This window comes from Nonomuraea maritima (assembly GCF_900100395.1).
In the GTDB taxonomy this organism is placed as follows: domain Bacteria; phylum Actinomycetota; class Actinomycetes; order Streptosporangiales; family Streptosporangiaceae; genus Nonomuraea; species Nonomuraea maritima.
In genome coordinates this window covers 334,955-352,706 of sequence record NZ_FNFB01000003.1, presented here as the reverse complement: position 1 = coordinate 352,706, position 17,752 = coordinate 334,955, and the positions used below count along the sequence as shown (strand labels likewise).

Here is a 17,752-nt window from a genome sequence, read left to right as displayed (position 1 = left end):
ATATTTCGCAAGCCGCCTTACATCTTCGCTTCCTGGAAATTCAGCAGACCTGGTGCACTGGTCTGACCAGTCGCTAAGGTGCCGGTATGGGATATGACGCGCTGTTCCGCCTGGACGGGCGGCGAGCCGTGGTGATCGGGTCGGGGAGCGGCATCGGCAGGGAGGCGGCGCTCGCGCTGGCCGCGCACGGGGCATCCGTGGTGTGCGCCGACCGCGACCTCGACGCCGCCGAGGAGACCGCCGCCGGCTGCGGCGCCGAGGCCGCGCTGGTGGACGTGCTGGACGCCGACGCGGTGCGCGACCTCGCCGCTCGGCACCCGGCCGACGTGCTCGTGTTCACGGCGGCCACGAACGTGCGCAAGCGGCTGCTCGACTATTCCGGCGAGGAGTTCGACCGGGTGGTGGCGCTCAACCTGCGGGCGTCGTTCGACGTGGTCAGGGCCTTCGGGGCCGGGATGGTCGAGCGCGGGCACGGCTCGATCATCGGCTTCGCCTCGATCCGGTCCTCGGTCACCGAGCCGGGGCAGGGCGTCTACTCGGCCACGAAGGCCGGGCTGGTGCAGCTGCTGCGGACCGCCGCGGCCGAGTTCGGCCCGCACGGCGTCCGGGTGAACGCCGTCGCGCCTGGTGTGGTCGAGACGCCGCTGACCAAGCAGATCAAGGACAATCCTGCCTGGTACGACGCCTACGCCGCCAAGAGCGCGCTCGGCCGCTGGGCGAGGGCCGAGGAGATGGCCGGGGCGGTGGTCTACCTGGCGAGCGACGCCGCGAGCTTCGTGACCGGTTCCGTCCTCCACGTGGACGGCGGCTGGACGGCCGTCGACGGCCGCTTCGACCCGCCGAACTGACGCGACCGCCCCAGAGCCACCCGACCACACGCGCACGACCACACGGACGGCCGGAGCCCGGAGGCCCCGGCCGTTCACCTGTGGGCTACGGGCGGATGATGGCCATGCGGGTGACGGTCAGCTCCTCGATGGCGAAGCGCGGACCCTCCCGGCCGGCTCCTGAGTCCTTCACTCCCCCGTACGGCATGTTGTCCGCCCGGAACCCCGGCACGTCGTTGACCACCACTCCCCCGGCCTCGATCCGCTCGATCGCGGCGAACGCCGTCGCCAGCGAACGGGTGAACACCGCGGCGTGCAGGCCGTACCGTGACCGGTTGACGGCCGCGAAGGCGGCGTCGAGGTCGGGCACCGAGCGGACGCACACCACCGGTCCGAAGATCTCCTCGTCCCAGGCCGCGGCCCCGTCCGGGACCCCGTCCAGCACCGTGGGCGCGATGACGCGCCCGTCGCGGCGCCCGCCCGTGAGCGTCGTGGCTCCGGACGCGGCGATCCAGTCGAGGACGCGCTCGGTGGCCCGCTCGTCGATCAGCGGGGCGACGCGGGTGTCCGGCAGGCGAGGGTCACCGACGGAGACGTCCTTGACGCGCTCGGCCAGCAGCGCGAGGAACTGCTCCCGTACGGGCTCCTCCACGAGCACCCGCTGCACCGAGATGCACGCCTGGCCGGAGGCGTAGTAGCCGCCGCGGACGACCGCGTCGGCGGCGGCCTCCAGGTCGGCATCCGCCGCCACCACGAGCGCGGCGTTCGAGCCGAGCTCCAGCAGCACCTTGGTGGGGGCCGCGTTGCGCGCGATGGCGTGCCCGGCGGCGGCCGAGCCGGTGAACGACACCGCGCCGATCCGCCGGTCCTCGACGAGGGTCCGGCCGACCTCGACGTCCCCGGTGACGAGCTGGACGCCGGCCGGGGGCAGCGCACCCGACTCGCGCAGCAGGTGGACCAGCCACAGCGTGGCCAGCGGCGTCGCCGGGGCCGGCTTGACGATGACCGGGCAGCCCGCCGCCACGGACGGTGCGATCTTGTGGGCGGCAAGGAGCAGCGGGTAGTTGTAGCCGGTGATGCCGACGACGACGCCGATGGGCCGGCGCGTCCAGAAGCCGACCAGCCCTTCGCCCGAGGGCAGCAGGTCGAGCGGCACCGTCTCACCGTGCAGCCTGGCCACCTCCTCGGCGGCCGTGGCGAGGGTGACGAGCGTGCGGGCCACCTCCACACGGCAGTCCACGAGCGGCTTGCCGGTCTCCAGGACGAGCAGCCGCTCGAAGTCCTCGCGCCGCTCCGCGAGCGCGTCGTGGGCGTGCAGGAGCGCGGCGCGGCGGGCGTGCGAGGGCAGCGCGGCCATCGCGGGCGCGGCGGCGAGCGCCTCCTCGAGGGCGCGGCGGGCGTCCGCGACCGTGCCGAGCGGGGCCGCGGCCACCACGGAGCCGTCGTACGGGAAGATCACGTCGGTGGTGCCGGTGGTCTGCGTCCATCCGTCGCCGACGGGCAGCCCGGCGGGCCATGCGGGGTCGAACATCACGTCTCTTTCCGTAGGGCGTCTTTCCGTAGGGCGCTCGGGAACACGTCGAGGTACGCGGGCGCGCCCTCGCGTCCGGTGGCGGCCAGGACGGCGTGCGCCACCGCGCGGCTGAACACGTCGGCGGCGGCTGCCAGGACGTCCTGGAACGTTTCCTGGTCGGGGGCGGGGCGGGTGCAGGTGCCCAAACCGAAGACGGTGTCGCCGTCCGTCATCGTGTGCGCCGGTCTGATGGCCCTGGCCAGGCCGTCGTGGGCCACGGCGGCGAGCTTGCCGCACTGCGCCTTGGTGAGGGTGAGGTCGGTCGCGACGACACCGATGGTGGTGTTGAAGGACGGGCCCTTCTCCGGGTCCCAGGCCCTGGCTTCCTCGGGGGTGGGCGGGCGCAGGTGGTCGAACTCGCCGGGGAGGCCGTACCTGATGCCGGCGAGGGTGGCGTCGTGGGGGTCGAGGACCGAGCCGGCGGGGTTGGCGACGGCGAGGGCGGCGACGGTGACGCCGCTGGGGAGCACGACGCTCGCCGTCCCGACGCCCCCGGCCAGCCCACCGGCAACAGCCCCGGCCCCCGCCCCGACAGACCCGCAGGCGGTGGCCCCGGCCGTCACGAACCCCTCAGAAGCCGCAACACCTCGCGCACTCCCCACCCCTCCCCCACCGTCTGGCGCTGAGGTCCCTTCAGGGGAAAAGCGGGGCCCGCCGGGCGAGAGGGGCACCCCTCCCCCACCGTCCGGAGCTGAGGTCCCATCAGGGGGAAAGGGGGCGCTTCTGGACGAAGAAGACGCCCCTCCCCCGCCGTCCTGCGCTGACGTCCCCTCAAAGAGAAGGGGGGTGCTGCTGGACGAGGGGGACGTGCCTTTTCCGCCGTTCGGGGGTGGGGTCTCTTCTGAGGGGAAGGGGGCGGTGCCGGGTGAGGGGGGTGCGGGGGCGGTTCTCGCGGGCGTGGGGGACGGGGCTGGGGTGCGGGCGGCCTCGTAGGCGGTGGTGCCGAAGGCGGCGTCCGGGGTGGCGCGGAAGGTGCCGCCGCGGGCGAGGTCGAAGATGACGGCGGCGGGGACGATGGGGACCGCGCCGTTCGCCACCGGGTAGCCGATGCCGGCGTCCGCGAGGCGGTCCATCACCCCGCAGGCCGCTCCCAGCCCGAACGCGCTTCCGCCCGACAGCACCACCGCGTGCACCCGCTCCACCAGGTTGCGCGGGTCGAGCAGCTCGGTCTCCCGCGTGCCGGGGGCGGCCCCCCGCACGTCCACCCCCGCGACCGCCCCTTCGTCCGGCGCGAGGACGACGGTGGTCCCCGTACGGTAGCCGCCGCCGATCCGGTGGGCGTGGCCGACCCGGAGCCCGGCCACGTCCGCCAGCGAGTTCGTCGGCCCTGGACGCATCAGTGGGTGCCGTTCAGGAAGCGGTGGGCGGCTTCGGCGAAGACCCGGGTGCAGCGGACGATCTCCGCGATCTCGACGTACTCGTCCGACTGGTGGGCGATCCACTTCCCGCCGGGCCCGTACACCACGGACGGGACCCCGCCCCAGTGCGTCAGCACGGTGCCGTCGGTGGAGCCGGGCACACCGCCGTACACGGGCTCCTCCCCCGTCACGGCGCGGTGCGCGGCGGCCAGCGCGGCCACCACCGGGTCGGTGACGGGCACGTCCACCGGCGGCCGGTCCACGAGCACCGCCACCTCGGCGGTGATGCCGTCGCCGCCGGCGAGCGCGGCGACCCGGCCGGCGATCTCCTGGTGGTCGACGCCAGGAATCGTGCGCACGTCGACGAAGACGGACGCGACCGCGGGGATCACGTTCACCTGCTCCTCGGAGCCGGCCCGGAGCACGGTCGGCGTCACGTACACCGCGCCGAGGTGCTCGTGGGCGGGGTGGCGTTTCTGCAGCTCGTCCTGGAGGGCGGCGAGCCCGGCGAGCAGCGCGCCGGCGGCGGGAACGGGATTGCGGCCGTGCTGCGGCATCGCGCCGTGCGCCATCTTGCCGGTGAGGTCGACCCGCAGCCGCAGGGCGCCCTTGGCGACCGCGCAGATCTCGCCCGCCTCCGGCTCGGCCACGATGGCGCCGTCGACGTCGGCGGCGAGCCCTTCGGCGACGAAGTGGTGCGCCCCGATCATGAGGCCCTCCTCGTCGGCCAGCGCGCACACCTTGATCCGCCCGGGGAAGGGCCCCGCCTGCTGCAGCGCGCGGGTGGCGTAGAGGGTGGCGGCCAGGCCTGACTTCATGTCGGCGCTGCCCCGCCCCCAGAGTTTCCCGTCGCGGATCTCGCCGCCGAACGGGTCGACGGTCCAGGTGGACAGGTCGCCCTCGGTGACCACGTCGGTGTGGCCCTCGAACATCAGCGTCGGCCCGTCACCGCCGCCGCCCTCGACGACGGCCACCACGTTGGGCCGGCCGGGCTCGACCTCGTACACGACCGGGTCCCAGCCCCATTCGCGCATCTTCGCCTCGACCAGCTCGGCGGCGGGCCGCTCCGCGCGCCCGCGCGCCGGGTCGTTGGTACTGGGGATGCGGACCAGGGCCTGGGTGAACGCCACCACCCCGTCGGCATCGACGTCGATCAAAGCAACCCCTCCAGAGTCGGTACGGCTTCCAGCAGCTCCCGCGTGTACGGGTGGGCGGGCGCGGCCCAGACGTCGTCGACGGGCCCGGCCTCCACGATCTGCCCGGCGCTCATGACGGCGACGGTCTCGCACACGTGCCGTACCACGGAAAGGTCGTGCGAGACGAAGACGAGGGTGAGCCCCAGCTCGTCGACGAGGTCGGCGAGCAGGTTGAGGATCTGGCCGCGTACGGACACGTCGAGTGCGCTGACGGGCTCGTCGGCGACCAGCACCTTCGGGCGGGGGGCGAGCGCGCGGGCGATCGCGATGCGCTGCCGCTGCCCGCCGGAGAACTGGTGCGGGTAGCGGTCGGCCGCCGTGGCGGGCAGCCCGACGGCCTCCAGCAGCTCCGCCACCCGGTCCCCCGCGGGCAGGCCGAGGGCGACGAGCGGTTCTGCGACGAGGTCGCGGACGCGCATGCGCGGGTCGAGCGAGCTCATCGGGTCCTGGAAGACGATCTGGAGGTTCTCGCGCAGGAAGCGCAGCCGCCGCTCGGGCAGGCCGGTGATCTCGCGGCCGTCGAACCGGATGGTCCCGCTGGTGGGCTGGTCGAGCCCGCACAGCAGGCGCAGCAGCGTGGACTTGCCGGAGCCGGACTCGCCGACGATGCCGTAGCGCTCGCCGCGCCGCACGGTGAGCGACACCTCGCGCAGCGCGTGGACGACCGCGCCGGGGCGGGTGAGCGAGGTGCGGGGGCGGCGGTAGACGCGGCTGAGGTCGCGCGCCTCGATCATCGCGTCGGCCGGCGTCTCGTCGACCTGCGTCGCGTCAACCGGCGGGGTGCCAGCATGCGAAGGCATGTCCGTCTCCTGTCAGCGCGGGCGCCGTCTCGCAGGCGGGGGTGGCGTGCGGGCAGCGGTTGCGGAACACGCAGCCGCTCGGGAACCGCCCGGCCGCGGGGACGCTGCCGCTGATGGTCGGCAGCCGGGTGCCGCGCGGCGTGAGCCTGGACGCGGCGAGCAGGCCCTCGGTGTAGCGGTGGCGGGGGTGGGTGAACACCTCGCGGACGGGCCCGGACTCGACGACGCGGCCGCCGTACATGACGAGGACGCGTTCGCAGACGGAGGCGACGACGGCGAGGTCGTGCGTGATGAACAGCAGCGCGGGCGCGACCTCGGCGATGAGCTCCAGCATCTGTTTCTGCACGGTGACGTCGAGCGCGGTGGTCGGCTCGTCGCAGATCAGCAGGCGCGGCTCGTTGGCCAGGGCGATGGCGAGCATGACGCGCTGGCGCTGGCCGCCGGAGAGCTGGTGCGGGTAGGCGCGGGCGATCTCGGCGGGTTCGGGGAGCCGTACGCGTGCCAGCAGCTCGACCGCGCGCTGCCTCGCGTCCTGGCGGGATCTGCCGTGCAGGGTCATGACCTCGGCGACCTGGGCGCCGACCCGCATGAGGGGGTTGAGCGCGGTCATGGGCTCCTGGAAGACCATGGAAAGCTCGCTGCCGCGCAGTCTCTTGACCCGGGCTTCCTGGACGCCGACGAGGTCGCGGCCGCCGAGCCTGGCCGTGCCGGAGGCGACGACGCCCTCGGGGAGCAGTCCCATGAGCGACAGCGCGGTCAGCGACTTGCCCGACCCGGACTCGCCGATCAGGCCGACCCGTTCCCCCGGGCCGATCGTGAAGGAGAGGTCGTGGACGAGCTCCACGGAGTCGGCGCCGACGCTCAGCCCTTCGACGGTCAGCAGGGCGCTCACCGCTCCTCACCGCCTCGGATTCTGCTCAGTTTGGGGTCGAGGTGGTCGCGCAGGCCGTCGCCGAGCAGGTTGAAGCCGAGCACCGCGACGGCGATGGCCAGGCCGGGCCACAGGGCCAGGCGCGGGGTGGAGAACAGCAGCTCCTGCGACTCCTGCAGCATGCGTCCCCACGACGGGGTCGGCGGGCGGGTGCCGAAGCCGAGGAACGACAGCGCCGCCTCGGCGAGGATGGCGATCGCGAACGACACCGACGCCTGCACGATGAGCACGGAGCCGATGTTCGGCAGGACGTGCCGTACGGCGATCGCCGTCCGCCGCCGACCGGCGGCGCGGGCGGCGAGGATGTAGTCGGTCACCATGACCTGCAGCGTGGCGGCGCGGGCCACGCGGGCGAACGCCGGCACGGTGGCCACCCCGATCGCGATCATGGCGGTGAGCGTGCCGGCCCCGTAGACGGCGCCGAGCATGACGGCCAGCAGCAGCGCGGGGAAGGCGAACACGAGGTCGTTGACCCGCATGATCAGCTCGGACAGCCAGCCGCGCGGCGTCATCCCGGCGGCCAGGCCGAGCGGCGTGCCGACGAGCGCGGCGATACCGACCGCGACGATGCCGACATAAAGGGTGGTACGGGCGCCGACCATGAGCTGGCTGAGGGTGTCGCGGCCGAACTTGTCGGCGCCGAGCAGGTAGCCGCCGCCGGGCTCGCGCAGCTTGCGGGCGGCGTCGACCAGCGTGGGGTCGTGCGGGGTCCAGAAGAACGACACCAGGGCCGCGAGCACGACGAGCCCGACGAGCGTGCCGCCGACCAGGAGCCCGGCGTTGGTCCGGCCTCTCATCGCAGCCTCGGGTCGAGCAGGCGGTAGGCGACGTCCACCACGAAGTTGATCAACAGGACGGCTGCCACGAGGACCATCACCACGCCTTGGACGAGCAGCAGGTCACGCTGGGCGACGCCGTTGAGCAGCAGGTCGCCGAGCCCGGGGATGACGAAGACCCGCTCGACCACGACCGCGCCGATCAGCAGCGTGGCCAGTTGCAGGCCGAGCACGGTGACGACGGGGATCGAGGCGTTGCGCAGGCCGTGCCGCCACAGGGCGCCGGTGGCGCCGCGGCCCTTGGCGCGGGCGGTGCGCAGGTAGTCCTCGCGCATGACGTCGAGGACGGCGCTGCGCACGTAGCGGGTGAGCACCGCGCCCTGGACGAGGCCGAGCGACAGCCACGGCAGCACCAGGCCGCGCAGCCACTCGGCGGGGTTCTCGGCGATCGGGACGTAGCCGCCGGACGGCAGCGCCTGGGCCTGCACGGCGAAGACGAACACGAGCAGGATGCCGGCGAGGAAGGCGGGGATCGCGATGCCGAGCTGGCTGGCGACGCTGATCGCGGCGCCGAGCAGGTTGCGGTGGTGGACGGCGGCGAACGTGCCGAGCGGCACCGCGATCAGCAGCGCCAGCACCATGCCGCCGAGCACCAGCACGGCGGTGACGCCGAGCCGGTCGCCGATCTGCGGGCCGATGGGGGCGCCGGTGACGTAGGAGGTGCCGAAGTCGCCCTGCGCGAGGCCGCCTGCCCAGTCGAGGAACTGCACGACCGGGGCCCGGTCGGTGCCGAACTGGCTGCGCAGTTCTGCGACCGCTTCCGGGGTGGCGTTGACTCCGAGGGCGATCTCGGCCGGGTCGCCGGGCAGCAGCGCCATGAAGGCGAAGACCACCACCGCAGCCGCGGCGGTGCTCGCGAGGAGCACGCCGAGCCGTTTGACGAGGTACAGGGTCATCCGTGGAGTCGGGTCACTGCTTGGCGAGCGCGGTGAAGTCGAAGGACTCGGCGATGGCGTTCTTGGGCAGCCCGGTGACGCCCTTCTTCGCGACGATCAGGTTGGGGAACAGGAAGAGGAAGTCGGCGGCGGCGTCGTCGGACAGCAGTTTGGCTGCCTGCTTGAGGTCGTCGGCCTGATCCTGCTCGGAGGCCTCGTCGGCGGCGGCGAGGAGCTTGCCGAACTCGGGGTTGTCGTACCGGAAGTAATACGATTTATCCGCAAAAATCCCCATATCGCGGGGTTCGACGTGGTTGATGATGGACATGTCGTAGTCCCCCTGCGTGAACACCACGTCCAGCCAGCGGGCGGGGAACTCCAGCGGCTCGATGTCCGCCGTGATGCCCACCTGGGCCAGCTGCGACTTGACGACCTGCGCGCTGTTGACCGCGTACGGCAGGTTGGGGATGCGCATCTTCACGGTGTACGTCTTACCGCCCAGCAGTTCCTTGGCCTTGGCCGGGTCGTACGGATAGTCGCCGGTGCGGTCCTCGTACCAGGGATCGGTGGGCGGCACCATCGAGCCGATGAGCTGGCCGCGGCCGGCCCAGGCCGTGTCGAGCAGCGCCTTGTGGTCGATGGCGTACCTGACGGCCTGCCTGACCTTCTTGTCGTCGAACGGCGGGCGGCCGTTGTTCATCGACAGCACCACCTCACCGTTCGTGGTGCCCTCGACCGTCTGGAAGCGGTTGGGGTCGGCGAACTGCTGCAGCGACTCGGGCGCCTGCACGCTGGAGATGACGTCGATGCCGCCGGTCAGCAGCGCGTTGTTCATCGCCGTCGCGTCCTTGAAGTACTTGAGCGTGACGGCCGACAGCGCCGGCTTCGTGCCCCAGTAGGACGGGTTCTGCTTCAGCTGGATGGAGTCGCCGCGCCGCCACGAGCCGAGCACGTACGGGCCGGTGCCGACGGGCTTGTTGGCGAGGTCGGAGATCCCGGTGCGGCTGAACATCGCGCCGAGCCTGGTGGCCATCGAGTAGAGGAAGCCGTTGCTCGGACGCTTGAGGGTGACGACGACGGTGGAGTCGTCCTTCTTCTCCACCTTGTCGATGACGTCGAGCTGAGACTTGATCTTCAGCTTCCAGTCCGTTGCGACCCGGTCGAGCGAGAAGACCACGTCGTCGGCCGTGAACGGCGCGCCGCTGCTGAACGTGACGTTCTTGCGCAGGGTGAAGGTGTAGGCCTTCCGGTCGTCCGAGACCTCCCACTTCTCAGCCAGCAACGGCACGATCTGGCCGCTCTGGTCGAGCTTGACGAGACCCTCGTAGACGTTCACGAGCAGCGCCTGGGGGATGGCGACGCCCTCGGTGGAGGTGAAGTCGAGGTTCGCGGGCTCGGCCACGAATCCGACCGCCAGCGTCTGACCGGCGGCGGCGCCCCCGCCGGCTCCGGTGTTGCCGCCGCCGCTGCCGCAGGCGGCGGTGCCCAGCAGGAGACCGCCGACGGCGATCCAGATCCCGATGCGCCTCATCTCTTACAGCCTCCTGGCTAGTGCACTGGTCGGACCAGTAGGCTACGCACATTGCCAGTCGGCGACGACTCGGGTCAAGGGGGGCATGACGTGAGTGGTCCGAGGTTCGAGCCCGTGCGCGCCGTACGGGCTTACGAGCGGGTCGTGGAGCAGGTCGAGGAGGCCATCGAGAGCGGCACGCTGTCACCGGGCGAGCGCTTGCCGAGCGAACGCGAGCTGATGGTGCAGTTCTCCGTCAGCAGGTCGACCGTGCGCGAGGCGCTGCGGGTGCTGCAGGCGCGCGGTCTGGTGCAGTCGCGGCCCGGCGACCCGAACGGCGCCGAGGTCCTGCCGTTCACGCCCGCCGCGCTGCACAAGTCGATGACGACGCTCGCCCGGGTGGAGGAGCTGTCGCTGGCCGAGCTGGTGCAGTTCCGGATGGTGCTCGACTCGGCGGCCATCCTGCTGGCGGCGCGGCTGCGCACCGCGGAGCAGCTCGGCGAGATGGAACGCGCGGTCGCCGGCATGCGCGCCTCGGTCGAGCGGGGCGAGGACGCCTTCAGCGCTGCCGACGCCGCCTTCCACGAGGTGGTGGCACGGACGGGCGGCAACAAGCTCATCCAGATCTGCACCGACGTCGTGCGCTCGATCGTGGTCCGGCTGATCTCAGAGAAGATCGCGGGCGCGCCCGACCGCGAGCAGCTGATGCGGCGCAGCATCGGCCACCACGAGGAGGTCATCGCGGCCATCCGCGCCGGCGACGGCCCGCGGGCGGCCCGGCTGTCCAGGGAGGCGATGTACGACTACTACGCCGACTACGTGCCGGCCGCCGAACGCGGCGTCCTGGAGGCCCTGCTCGACTGATCCGCCCTCCCGAGTGACCTGGCCCACAGGGGTGTTATGTTGCCCACGTGGCCTTCGACGGGGACGGGCTGGCAGAGTCCTTTCTGCGTGAGCCGCGGCGATACACCAGCCATCAGGTGGCCGAGATGGCCGGGGTGCCGTTCTATCGAGCGCGGCGGTTCTGGCGCGCCCTCGGGCTCCCCAACGTGCCCGACGAGGCGGTCGAGTTCACCGACTCCGACGTCGAGGCGCTGCGCACACTGGTCGGCATGGTCACCTCGGGCATCTACGACGAGGAGCACGTCCTGCTGATGGCCCGGTCGCTGGGTCGCGCCATGAGCCGGCTGGCCGACTCGCAGGCCGAGCTGGGCGTGGAGGCCCTCGACCAGGCGGGCGTCCCGCTGGCCGAGCGCCCGCGCGCCTGGCGGCGGCGGGCCGAGCTGGTGGTGCCCGACCTCGCACGGCTGCTGGTCTACGCCTGGCAGCGTCAGCTCACGGCCGCCGCAGGACGCATCGCCGAGCAGGACATGAGCGCCGTACGCCTCGCCGTCGGCTTCGCCGACCTGGTCGCCTTCACCCGGCTGAGCAGGCAGATCACGGCGAGCGAGCTGGCCAGGCTGATCGACGGGTTCGAGGGCCGCTCGGCCGACATCGTCACCTCCACCGGCGGGCGGGTGGTCAAGACGCTGGGCGACTCGGTGCTGTTCGTGGCCGACCGGCCCGACGTGGCGGCCGAGATCGCGCTGCGCCTGGTCGAGCCGCACGCCCTCGGACGCGACATGCCGGAGCTGCGGGTGGGGATGGCGTTCGGGCCGGTGATCTGGCGCATGGGCGACGTGTTCGGCACGACCGTCAACCTGGCCAGCCGGCTGACCGCGCTGTCACTGCCAGGGACGATCCTCGCCGACCCCGACTTCGCCGGCGAGCTGTCCGACACCCACGCCTACCGGCTGCGCGAGGTCAACCGGCTGTCGGTGCGCGGGCTGGGCGAGCTGGCCCCGTTCACCATCACGCGTGCCGCGCGCACGTGAGCAAGTTCAGGAGGTGGCCGTGACTGACCGTGCCGTGATCGAGGGCCGGCCGGTGGACGACGCGCAGGCGCGCTGGGCGCTGCAGGCCCGGTACGGCCACTTCACCGCCATGCAGGTCAGGAACCGGCGGGTGCGCGGGCTGCAGCTGCACCTCGACCGGCTGCGCAACGCCAACCGCGAGCTGTTCGGCGCAGGGCTCGACGACGCGGCGGTGCTGGAGTCGATCCGCACGGTGCTGGGCGACGAGCGCGACGCGGCCGTGCGGGTGTACGTGCTGGAGGGCGACCGTCCGTGCGTCGTGGCGACCGCGGGCCCGCCGCGCGACCCGCTGCCCGGGCCGCTGCGCGTGCGGCCGGTCGTCTACCAGCGCTACCTGCCGCACATCAAGCAGGCGGGCGGGTTCCAGCAGGCCCACATCGTGCGGACCGCCAACCGTGACGGCTTCGACGAGGCGCTGCTCACCTCCGAGGACGGCCTGATCAGCGAGGGCGCGATCACGAACGTCGGCGGGTTCGCGGGCGGCCGGCTGGTCTGGCCGGACGCGCCGATGCTGACCGGCATCACGATGTCGCTGCTGCGGCGCATGGACGTGCCGCAGGAGCGGCGCCCGCTGAAGGTGGCCGACCTGTCCGGGTTCGACCAGGTGTTCCTGTGCAACTCGTGGGGCGTGATGCCGGTCGGCGAGGTGGACGGCGTCGCGCTGCGCCAGGACGCCGCGCTGACGGAAGGCCTGAGCGCCTTCTACGACGGCATTGCCGGCGACCCGGTGGATTGATCCGGCGGACAACCGCGTTGCACCGGTACGTGACCGCGTACTCGATTCTGGACCGTTCGCTCGTCCGGCAGGGCTCGACCCCGGCGCAGGCGCTGCGCGACACCGTACGGTTCGCCCGGCAGGCGGAGGAGCTCGGCTACCACCGGTTCTGGGTGTCGGAGCACCACGGCGTGCCGGGTGCGGCGGGGTCGGCGCCGACGGTGCTGGCGGCGGCCGTGGCCGCGGCGACCTCGCGCATCCGGGTCGGCACGGGCGGCGTGATGCTGCCCAACCACCGGCCGCTGGTGGTGGCCGAGCAGTTCGGCGTGCTGGAGTCGCTGTACCCGGGCCGGGTCGACATGGGGCTGGGACGTTCGGTGGGCTTCACCGGCGGGATCCGCCGGGCGCTCGGCCACGGCAAGGACGACGCCGACCGGTTCGGCGAGCAGCTCGGCGAGCTGCTCGCCTGGTTCACCGGCGATCAGAGAACGCACCCCGGCGTGCACGCGCTGCCCGCCGAGGGGCTGCGTCCGCAGGTGTTCGTGCTGGCCATGGGCGCGGGCGCGGAGATCGCCGCGGAGCTGGGGCTGCCGATGGTGATCGGGTCGGGCCCCCGCGCGGTGGACGCCGCGGCCCGCTACCGTTCCGGTTTCCGCGCCTCGGCGTGGGCGGCGCGGCCGTACGTGATGGTGGCGGTGGACGTCGCGGTCGGCGCGAGCGCCGAGGAGGCGGCGCGGCTGCAGCTGTCGGAGGCGTGGTCCACGGCGCGCTCGCGCACGTCCGGGTCGTTCCCGCCCCTGGCGCCCGCCGAGGAGATCGAGCGGACGCAGATGAGCGCGCGGGAGCGGGCGTACCTGGAGGAGGCGCGGAAGGGGCGCGTGCACGGCACGGAGGACGAGGTCGCCATGGCCCTCGGCAGGCTGGTCGAGGCCACCGGCGCCGAGGAGGTGCTGGTCACGATGAACACCCACGATCTCGACCGCCGGCTCGACTCCTACCGGCGGCTCGCGCGGGTCTTCGGAGGCTGAGATCCGTCCCCTCAGGGGGCTTAAGATCGGCCGCATCGGCGGCTAGGATCACCCGAACATCGCTCTGCCGGATGAAGGGTGTTCCATGATCCGTCAGCACTCCCTCGGCGATCTGCTGCGGCGCTCGGCCGCGCGCCACCCGCACAAGACCGCCATCGTGTACGGCGACATCCGGCAGAGCTACCGCGATCTCGACCGGGAGGTCAACCGCGCGGCCAACGCGCTGGCGGCGCGGGGCGTGGTCAAGGGCGACCGGTTCGCCGTCCTCAGCCACAACAACCACGCGTTCGTGGTGGCGTACCTGGCGCTGGCGCGGCTGGGGGCGATCTCGGTGCCGGTCAACTTCATGCTGAGGGCCGCCGAGGTGGCGTACATCCTGGAGCACTCCGGGGCGAAGGGCATGCTCGTCGAGGAGGCGCTGCTGCCGGTGGCCGCCGCCGCGGTGACCGAGCGGGTGACCGTACGCGGGGTGATCGGCGAGGCGTGCGACGGCTGGGAGGCGTTCGCCGCATGGGCGTCGCACGACGACGACAGCGAGCCGGGCGTCGAGATCGCCGACGACGACCCGATCCAGATCATGTACACGAGCGGCACGGAGTCGCGTCCCAAGGGCGCCACCCTGTCGAGCCGGAGCCTGATCGCGCAGTACGTCACGTGCGTGATCGACGGGCAGATGACCCACGACGACGTCGAGGTGCACGCCCTGCCGCTGTACCACTGCGCCCAGCTGCACTGCTTCCTCACGCCTGGCCTCTACCTGGGGGCCACCAACATCGTCCTGCCCGGCGCGAGCCCGGCGGCGATCCTGGCCACGATCGAGGGCGAGCGCGCCACGAAGCTCTTCTGCCCGCCCACCGTCTGGATCTCGCTGCTGCGCCACCCCGACTTCGACCGCCGTGACCTGTCGTCGCTGCGCAAGGGCTACTACGGCGCCTCGATCATGCCGGTGGAGGTGCTGAAGGAGATCGCCGCCCGGCTGCCCGACGTACGGCTGTTCAACTTCTACGGCCAGACCGAGATGGCCCCGGTCGCCACGATACTCGGGCCGGACGAGCAGCTCACCCGGCTCGGCTCGGCCGGCAGGCCCGCGCTCAACGTCGAGACCCGCGTCGTGGACGACCGGGACGAGCCGGTGCCCCCTGGCGTGGTGGGCGAGATCGTGCACCGCAGTCCGCACGCCATGCTGGGCTACTGGAACGACCCCGACAAGACCGCCGAGGCGTTCAGTGGCGGCTGGTTCCACAGCGGCGACCTCGGCGTCATGGACGCCGACGGCTACCTGTCGGTGATCGACCGCAAGAAGGACATGATCAAGTCCGGCGGCGAGAACGTCGCGGGGCGCGAGGTGGAGGAGACGATCTACCAGCATCCTGCCGTCGCCGAGGCGGCGGTGTTCGGGCTGCCCGACGACAGGTGGATCGAGGCGGTGACCGCCGCGGTCGTGCTCCGTGCGGACGCCGAGCTCACCGCCGGCGAGCTGACGTCGTTCCTGCGTGACCGGCTGGCTCCGTTCAAGGTGCCGAAGCGGGTGTTCTTCGTCGGCGAGCTGCCGAAGAACGCCTCCGGCAAGGTGCTCAAGCGGGAGCTGCGCCAGACCCTGGGATGACATGACTTCCCCATGATCGCGCTTCACCCTGGCCGCGAGCGGGAATTTCCTCTCGGCCACGACTTCCCCCGACGCCAGGGGACCCCCCGTGTCGACCGAGAGAGGCCGCATGCGAAGCCTTCCTGAGCTCCTGCACCGCACCTTGTTCCGGACGATGTCACTGCTGTCGCCGAAGGGCCAGGGCGTGATCCTGCGCCGCTACTTCGACTGGTGGCACCGCAGCCCCGACCCGTGGAAGCTGTCGAGCGACGGCTACGAGCAGCACAAGTACCGTTCGACGCTGGAGAACCTGCCCGCCAGGCCGTACGTACGGATCATGGAGGTCGGCTGCAGCGAGGGGGTGTTCACCGAGACGCTCGCGAAGACGTATCCCGAGGCGGAGATCACGGGGGTCGACGTGTCCGAGCGGGCGTTGGAACGGGCGCGGAGCCGGATGCCGGACGCCGGCCGGGTGCGTTTCCTGCGGGCCGACATCCTCACCCACCGGGCCGAGCCGCGCTACGACCTGGTGTTCTGCTCCGAGACCCTTTACTATCTGGGCCGGCACGACCGCCTGCGCCGGGCATCCGACCAGCTCAGCCGGCTGCTGGGGCCGGGGGGCGTGCTGGTGGCGGTGCATCCGTGGCCCGAGGCCGTCCGGCTGCACCGGTTCCTCGACGCGCACGCCTCGCTGTCGCGCCTGACGGAGCGGGTCTACACGGCCCCGCCGCGGCCGTTCGCGGTGACGGTCTACGGCGCCAGGTAGCGATCTGGGCGAGTGGTCCGGATTCCGGGTAGTAAATGCCACTCTTTGCCGGTACGCGGGATCTGCCATCGACACGGATGACGATCGCGCGGCTACGATCAGATACTGCCGTTTACCAGTTGTTCCAGCGGCGCGCGCTTCGAGGCCGAGGCGGTGTCCGGTTTCCCCCCGCCGCTGGAGTCAGGCCAGGGGGAAGGCCATATATGAACACGTTGCCCAACTTCGTCACCGGGCCCGCGAACTTCCTTGACGAGCGCATCGGGGGCGCGAGCTTCCTCAAGCGCAACCTGCGCAAGATCTTTCCCGACCACTGGACGTTCCTGCTGGGCGAGATCGCGCTGTACTCGTTCATCATCCTGCTGTTGACCGGCACGTTCCTGACCTTCTGGTTCGAGCCGAGCATGGACGACGTGATCTACAGGGGCCCGTACGCGCCGCTCAGAGGCGTGGAGATGTCCGCGGCGTACGCCTCGACGATGGAGATCAGCTTCGAGGTGCGGGGTGGCCTGCTGCTGCGCCAGATGCACCACTGGGCGGCTCTGCTGTTCGTGGCCAGCCTGGTCGTTCACATGCTGCGTGTGTTCTTCACCGGCGCCTACCGCAAGCCGCGCGAGATCAACTGGTTGATCGGCATCGGCCTGTTCACCATCTCGCTGTTCGAGGGCCTCACCGGCTACTCCCTCCCTGACGACCTGCTGTCGGGTGCCGGGCTGCGGATCACCCAGGGTGTGCTGATGTCGTTGCCACTGATCGGGTCGTACCTGTCGTTCTTCCTGTTCGGCGGGGAGTACCCCGGCGAGGCGGTCATCGCCCGGTTCTACTCCATGCACATCCTGCTGATCCCGGGCATCCTGCTGGCGCTCATCACCGCCCACCTGGTGCTGATGTGGGTGCAGAAGCACACGCAGATGCCCGGCAAGGGGCGTACGGAGACGAACGTGGTCGGCGCACCGCTCATGCCCGCGTTCATGGGCAAGTCCGGAGCCTTCCTGCTGTTCACCCTCGGCGTCGTGGCCGGACTGGCGACGTTCACGCAGATCAACCCCATCTGGATGTTCGGGCCCTACACCCCGGCGGACATCTCCGCCGGGTCCCAGCCGGACTGGTACATGGGCTTCCTGGAGGGTTCCCTGAGGCTCATGCCGTCGTGGGAGATCAACCTCTTCGGCACGGCCCACGCCGGCACGCTGCCGTTGAGCGTGCTGATACCGGCGCTGTTGCCCCTGGGCCTGATCATCACCGGCCTGGTGCTCTTCCCGTTCCTCGAACGCTGGGTGACCGGCGACCGCAGTGAGCACCACGTCGCCGACCGGCCGCGCAACAACCCGCACCGCACCGCGATCGGCATCTCGGCGATCACCTTCTACGGGGTGCTGTGGCTGCTCGGGGCCAACGACGTGATCGCGGCGAACTTCCACATCAGCCTCAACTGGACGACGTACATCGGCCGGGTGCTGATCTTCGTCGGCCCGGCGCTGGCGTACTTCATCACCTACCGGATGTGCCTGGGCCTGCAGCGGTCGGACGCGAACGTGCTCAGCCACGGCGTGGAGTCGGGTGTCATCAAGCGGCTGCCCCACGGGGAGTTCATCGAGGTCCACGCGCCGCCGGCCGACGACATCGAGGCCCACGTGCTCGGCAAGAAGCCCGTCCCCATGCTGCCCGCGGCCCGGGGCGACGGGCATCGTCACGTCCCGCCCAAGGAGGCCCGCAGCCTGATGGGCCGTCTGCGGCTGAAGATGAGCCGCGCGTACGGGGGCGAGAAGGTGCCGCTGGAGACGGACCACGAGCACGAGGAGACGTCCGTCGCCAGACGGGACCACTGACCCGACGCCCGGC

Annotated in this window: 16 protein-coding genes; 8 read left to right on the top strand and 8 right to left on the bottom strand. The window is 71.7% G+C overall.

Annotation, left to right across the window (positions count from 1 at the left end; translation table 11 throughout):
* Positions 1-86 precede the first annotated feature (86 nt).
* Entirely contained in the window at positions 87-848 is a 762-nt protein-coding gene (locus BLR04_RS08450) for an SDR family NAD(P)-dependent oxidoreductase (RefSeq protein WP_090761394.1), read from the top strand.
* Between the two features lie 85 nt (positions 849-933).
* Here BLR04_RS08450 and BLR04_RS08445 read toward each other — a convergent pair whose 3' ends face one another.
* From BLR04_RS08445 to BLR04_RS08410, 8 genes are read right to left on the bottom strand one after another with little or no spacing between them, the layout of a single operon-like run.
* Complete coding sequence (locus BLR04_RS08445) at positions 934-2,358, bottom strand: aldehyde dehydrogenase family protein (protein ID WP_090761392.1); 1,425 nt, start codon at positions 2,356-2,358, stop codon at positions 934-936.
* Entirely contained in the window at positions 2,358-3,737 is a 1,380-nt protein-coding gene (locus BLR04_RS08440) for a P1 family peptidase (RefSeq protein ID WP_090761388.1), read from the bottom strand. Before BLR04_RS08440 ends, BLR04_RS08445 begins: the two co-directional genes overlap by 1 nt.
* Positions 3,737-4,915 carry a M20 family metallopeptidase gene (locus BLR04_RS08435; RefSeq protein ID WP_090761386.1) on the bottom strand — a complete coding sequence of 393 codons (1,179 nt, stop codon included), beginning with the start codon at positions 4,913-4,915 and terminating at the stop codon, positions 3,737-3,739. Before BLR04_RS08435 ends, BLR04_RS08440 begins: the two co-directional genes overlap by 1 nt.
* On the bottom strand, positions 4,912-5,754 hold the full coding sequence (locus BLR04_RS08430) for an ATP-binding cassette domain-containing protein (RefSeq protein WP_176903000.1): 843 nt from the start codon (positions 5,752-5,754) through the stop codon (positions 4,912-4,914). The genes BLR04_RS08435 and BLR04_RS08430 overlap by 4 nt, the downstream gene beginning before the upstream one ends.
* A complete protein-coding gene (locus tag BLR04_RS08425) occupies positions 5,723-6,646 on the bottom strand; it encodes an ABC transporter ATP-binding protein (protein WP_090761385.1) in 924 nt (307 codons plus the stop codon). The genes BLR04_RS08430 and BLR04_RS08425 overlap by 32 nt, the downstream gene beginning before the upstream one ends.
* Positions 6,643-7,482, bottom strand: coding sequence for an ABC transporter permease (locus tag BLR04_RS08420; protein WP_090761383.1), 840 nt, complete (start codon positions 7,480-7,482; stop codon positions 6,643-6,645). Before BLR04_RS08420 ends, BLR04_RS08425 begins: the two co-directional genes overlap by 4 nt.
* Positions 7,479-8,417 (bottom strand): ABC transporter permease, encoded by a 939-nt coding sequence (locus BLR04_RS08415; protein WP_090761381.1) that lies wholly within the window; start codon positions 8,415-8,417, stop codon positions 7,479-7,481. Before BLR04_RS08415 ends, BLR04_RS08420 begins: the two co-directional genes overlap by 4 nt.
* 13 nt (positions 8,418-8,430) lie before the next feature.
* The gene (locus BLR04_RS08410; protein WP_090761379.1) at positions 8,431-9,927 is read right to left on the bottom strand and encodes an ABC transporter substrate-binding protein; all 1,497 of its coding nucleotides are present in this window, start codon (positions 9,925-9,927) and stop codon (positions 8,431-8,433) included.
* A gap of 90 nt (positions 9,928-10,017) precedes the next feature.
* On the opposite strand from BLR04_RS08410, the gene BLR04_RS08405 reads away from it, so the two are divergent.
* The 7 genes from BLR04_RS08405 (at position 10,018) to qcrB (ending at position 17,739) form a co-directional block, all read left to right on the top strand.
* Complete coding sequence (locus tag BLR04_RS08405; protein ID WP_090761377.1) at positions 10,018-10,770, top strand: FadR/GntR family transcriptional regulator; 753 nt, start codon at positions 10,018-10,020, stop codon at positions 10,768-10,770.
* A 47-nt stretch (positions 10,771-10,817) separates the two neighbouring features.
* A complete protein-coding gene (locus BLR04_RS08400; protein ID WP_090761375.1) occupies positions 10,818-11,780 on the top strand; it encodes an adenylate/guanylate cyclase domain-containing protein in 963 nt (320 codons plus the stop codon).
* Between the two features lie 19 nt (positions 11,781-11,799).
* Positions 11,800-12,555, top strand: coding sequence for an aminotransferase class IV (locus BLR04_RS08395; RefSeq protein ID WP_176902999.1), 756 nt, complete (start codon positions 11,800-11,802; stop codon positions 12,553-12,555).
* Positions 12,556-12,572: 17 nt separating this feature from the next.
* Positions 12,573-13,562 (top strand): LLM class flavin-dependent oxidoreductase, encoded by a 990-nt coding sequence (locus BLR04_RS08390; RefSeq protein WP_218128766.1) that lies wholly within the window; start codon positions 12,573-12,575, stop codon positions 13,560-13,562.
* A gap of 85 nt (positions 13,563-13,647) precedes the next feature.
* Positions 13,648-15,168 carry an acyl-CoA synthetase gene (locus BLR04_RS08385; protein ID WP_090761372.1) on the top strand — a complete coding sequence of 507 codons (1,521 nt, stop codon included), beginning with the start codon at positions 13,648-13,650 and terminating at the stop codon, positions 15,166-15,168.
* A gap of 109 nt (positions 15,169-15,277) precedes the next feature.
* Positions 15,278-15,913 carry a class I SAM-dependent methyltransferase gene (locus tag BLR04_RS08380; protein WP_090761370.1) on the top strand — a complete coding sequence of 212 codons (636 nt, stop codon included), beginning with the start codon at positions 15,278-15,280 and terminating at the stop codon, positions 15,911-15,913.
* 203 nt (positions 15,914-16,116) lie between these two features.
* Positions 16,117-17,739: a cytochrome bc1 complex cytochrome b subunit gene (gene qcrB, locus BLR04_RS08375; RefSeq protein WP_090761368.1), complete on the top strand. Its 1,623-nt coding sequence runs from the start codon at positions 16,117-16,119 to the stop codon at positions 17,737-17,739.
* Positions 17,740-17,752 lie beyond the last annotated feature (13 nt).

Bases quoted from the DNA above. Each gene is read 5' to 3' on its own strand.
- BLR04_RS08450 (WP_090761394.1), top strand. From the start codon at position 87: ATGGGATATGACGCGCTGTTCCGCCTGGACGGGCGGCGAGCCGTGGTG.
- BLR04_RS08445 (WP_090761392.1), bottom strand. From the start codon at position 2,358: ATGTTCGACCCCGCATGGCCCGCCGGGCTGCCCGTCGGCGACGGATGG.
- BLR04_RS08440 (WP_090761388.1), bottom strand. From the start codon at position 3,737: ATGCGTCCAGGGCCGACGAACTCGCTGGCGGACGTGGCCGGGCTCCGG.
- BLR04_RS08430 (WP_176903000.1), bottom strand. From the start codon at position 5,754: ATGCCTTCGCATGCTGGCACCCCGCCGGTTGACGCGACGCAGGTCGAC.
- BLR04_RS08420 (WP_090761383.1), bottom strand. From the start codon at position 7,482: ATGAGAGGCCGGACCAACGCCGGGCTCCTGGTCGGCGGCACGCTCGTC.
- BLR04_RS08415 (WP_090761381.1), bottom strand. From the start codon at position 8,417: ATGACCCTGTACCTCGTCAAACGGCTCGGCGTGCTCCTCGCGAGCACC.
- BLR04_RS08410 (WP_090761379.1), bottom strand. From the start codon at position 9,927: ATGAGGCGCATCGGGATCTGGATCGCCGTCGGCGGTCTCCTGCTGGGC.
- BLR04_RS08385 (WP_090761372.1), top strand. From the start codon at position 13,648: ATGATCCGTCAGCACTCCCTCGGCGATCTGCTGCGGCGCTCGGCCGCG.
- BLR04_RS08380 (WP_090761370.1), top strand. From the start codon at position 15,278: ATGCGAAGCCTTCCTGAGCTCCTGCACCGCACCTTGTTCCGGACGATG.
- qcrB (WP_090761368.1), top strand. From the start codon at position 16,117: ATGAACACGTTGCCCAACTTCGTCACCGGGCCCGCGAACTTCCTTGAC.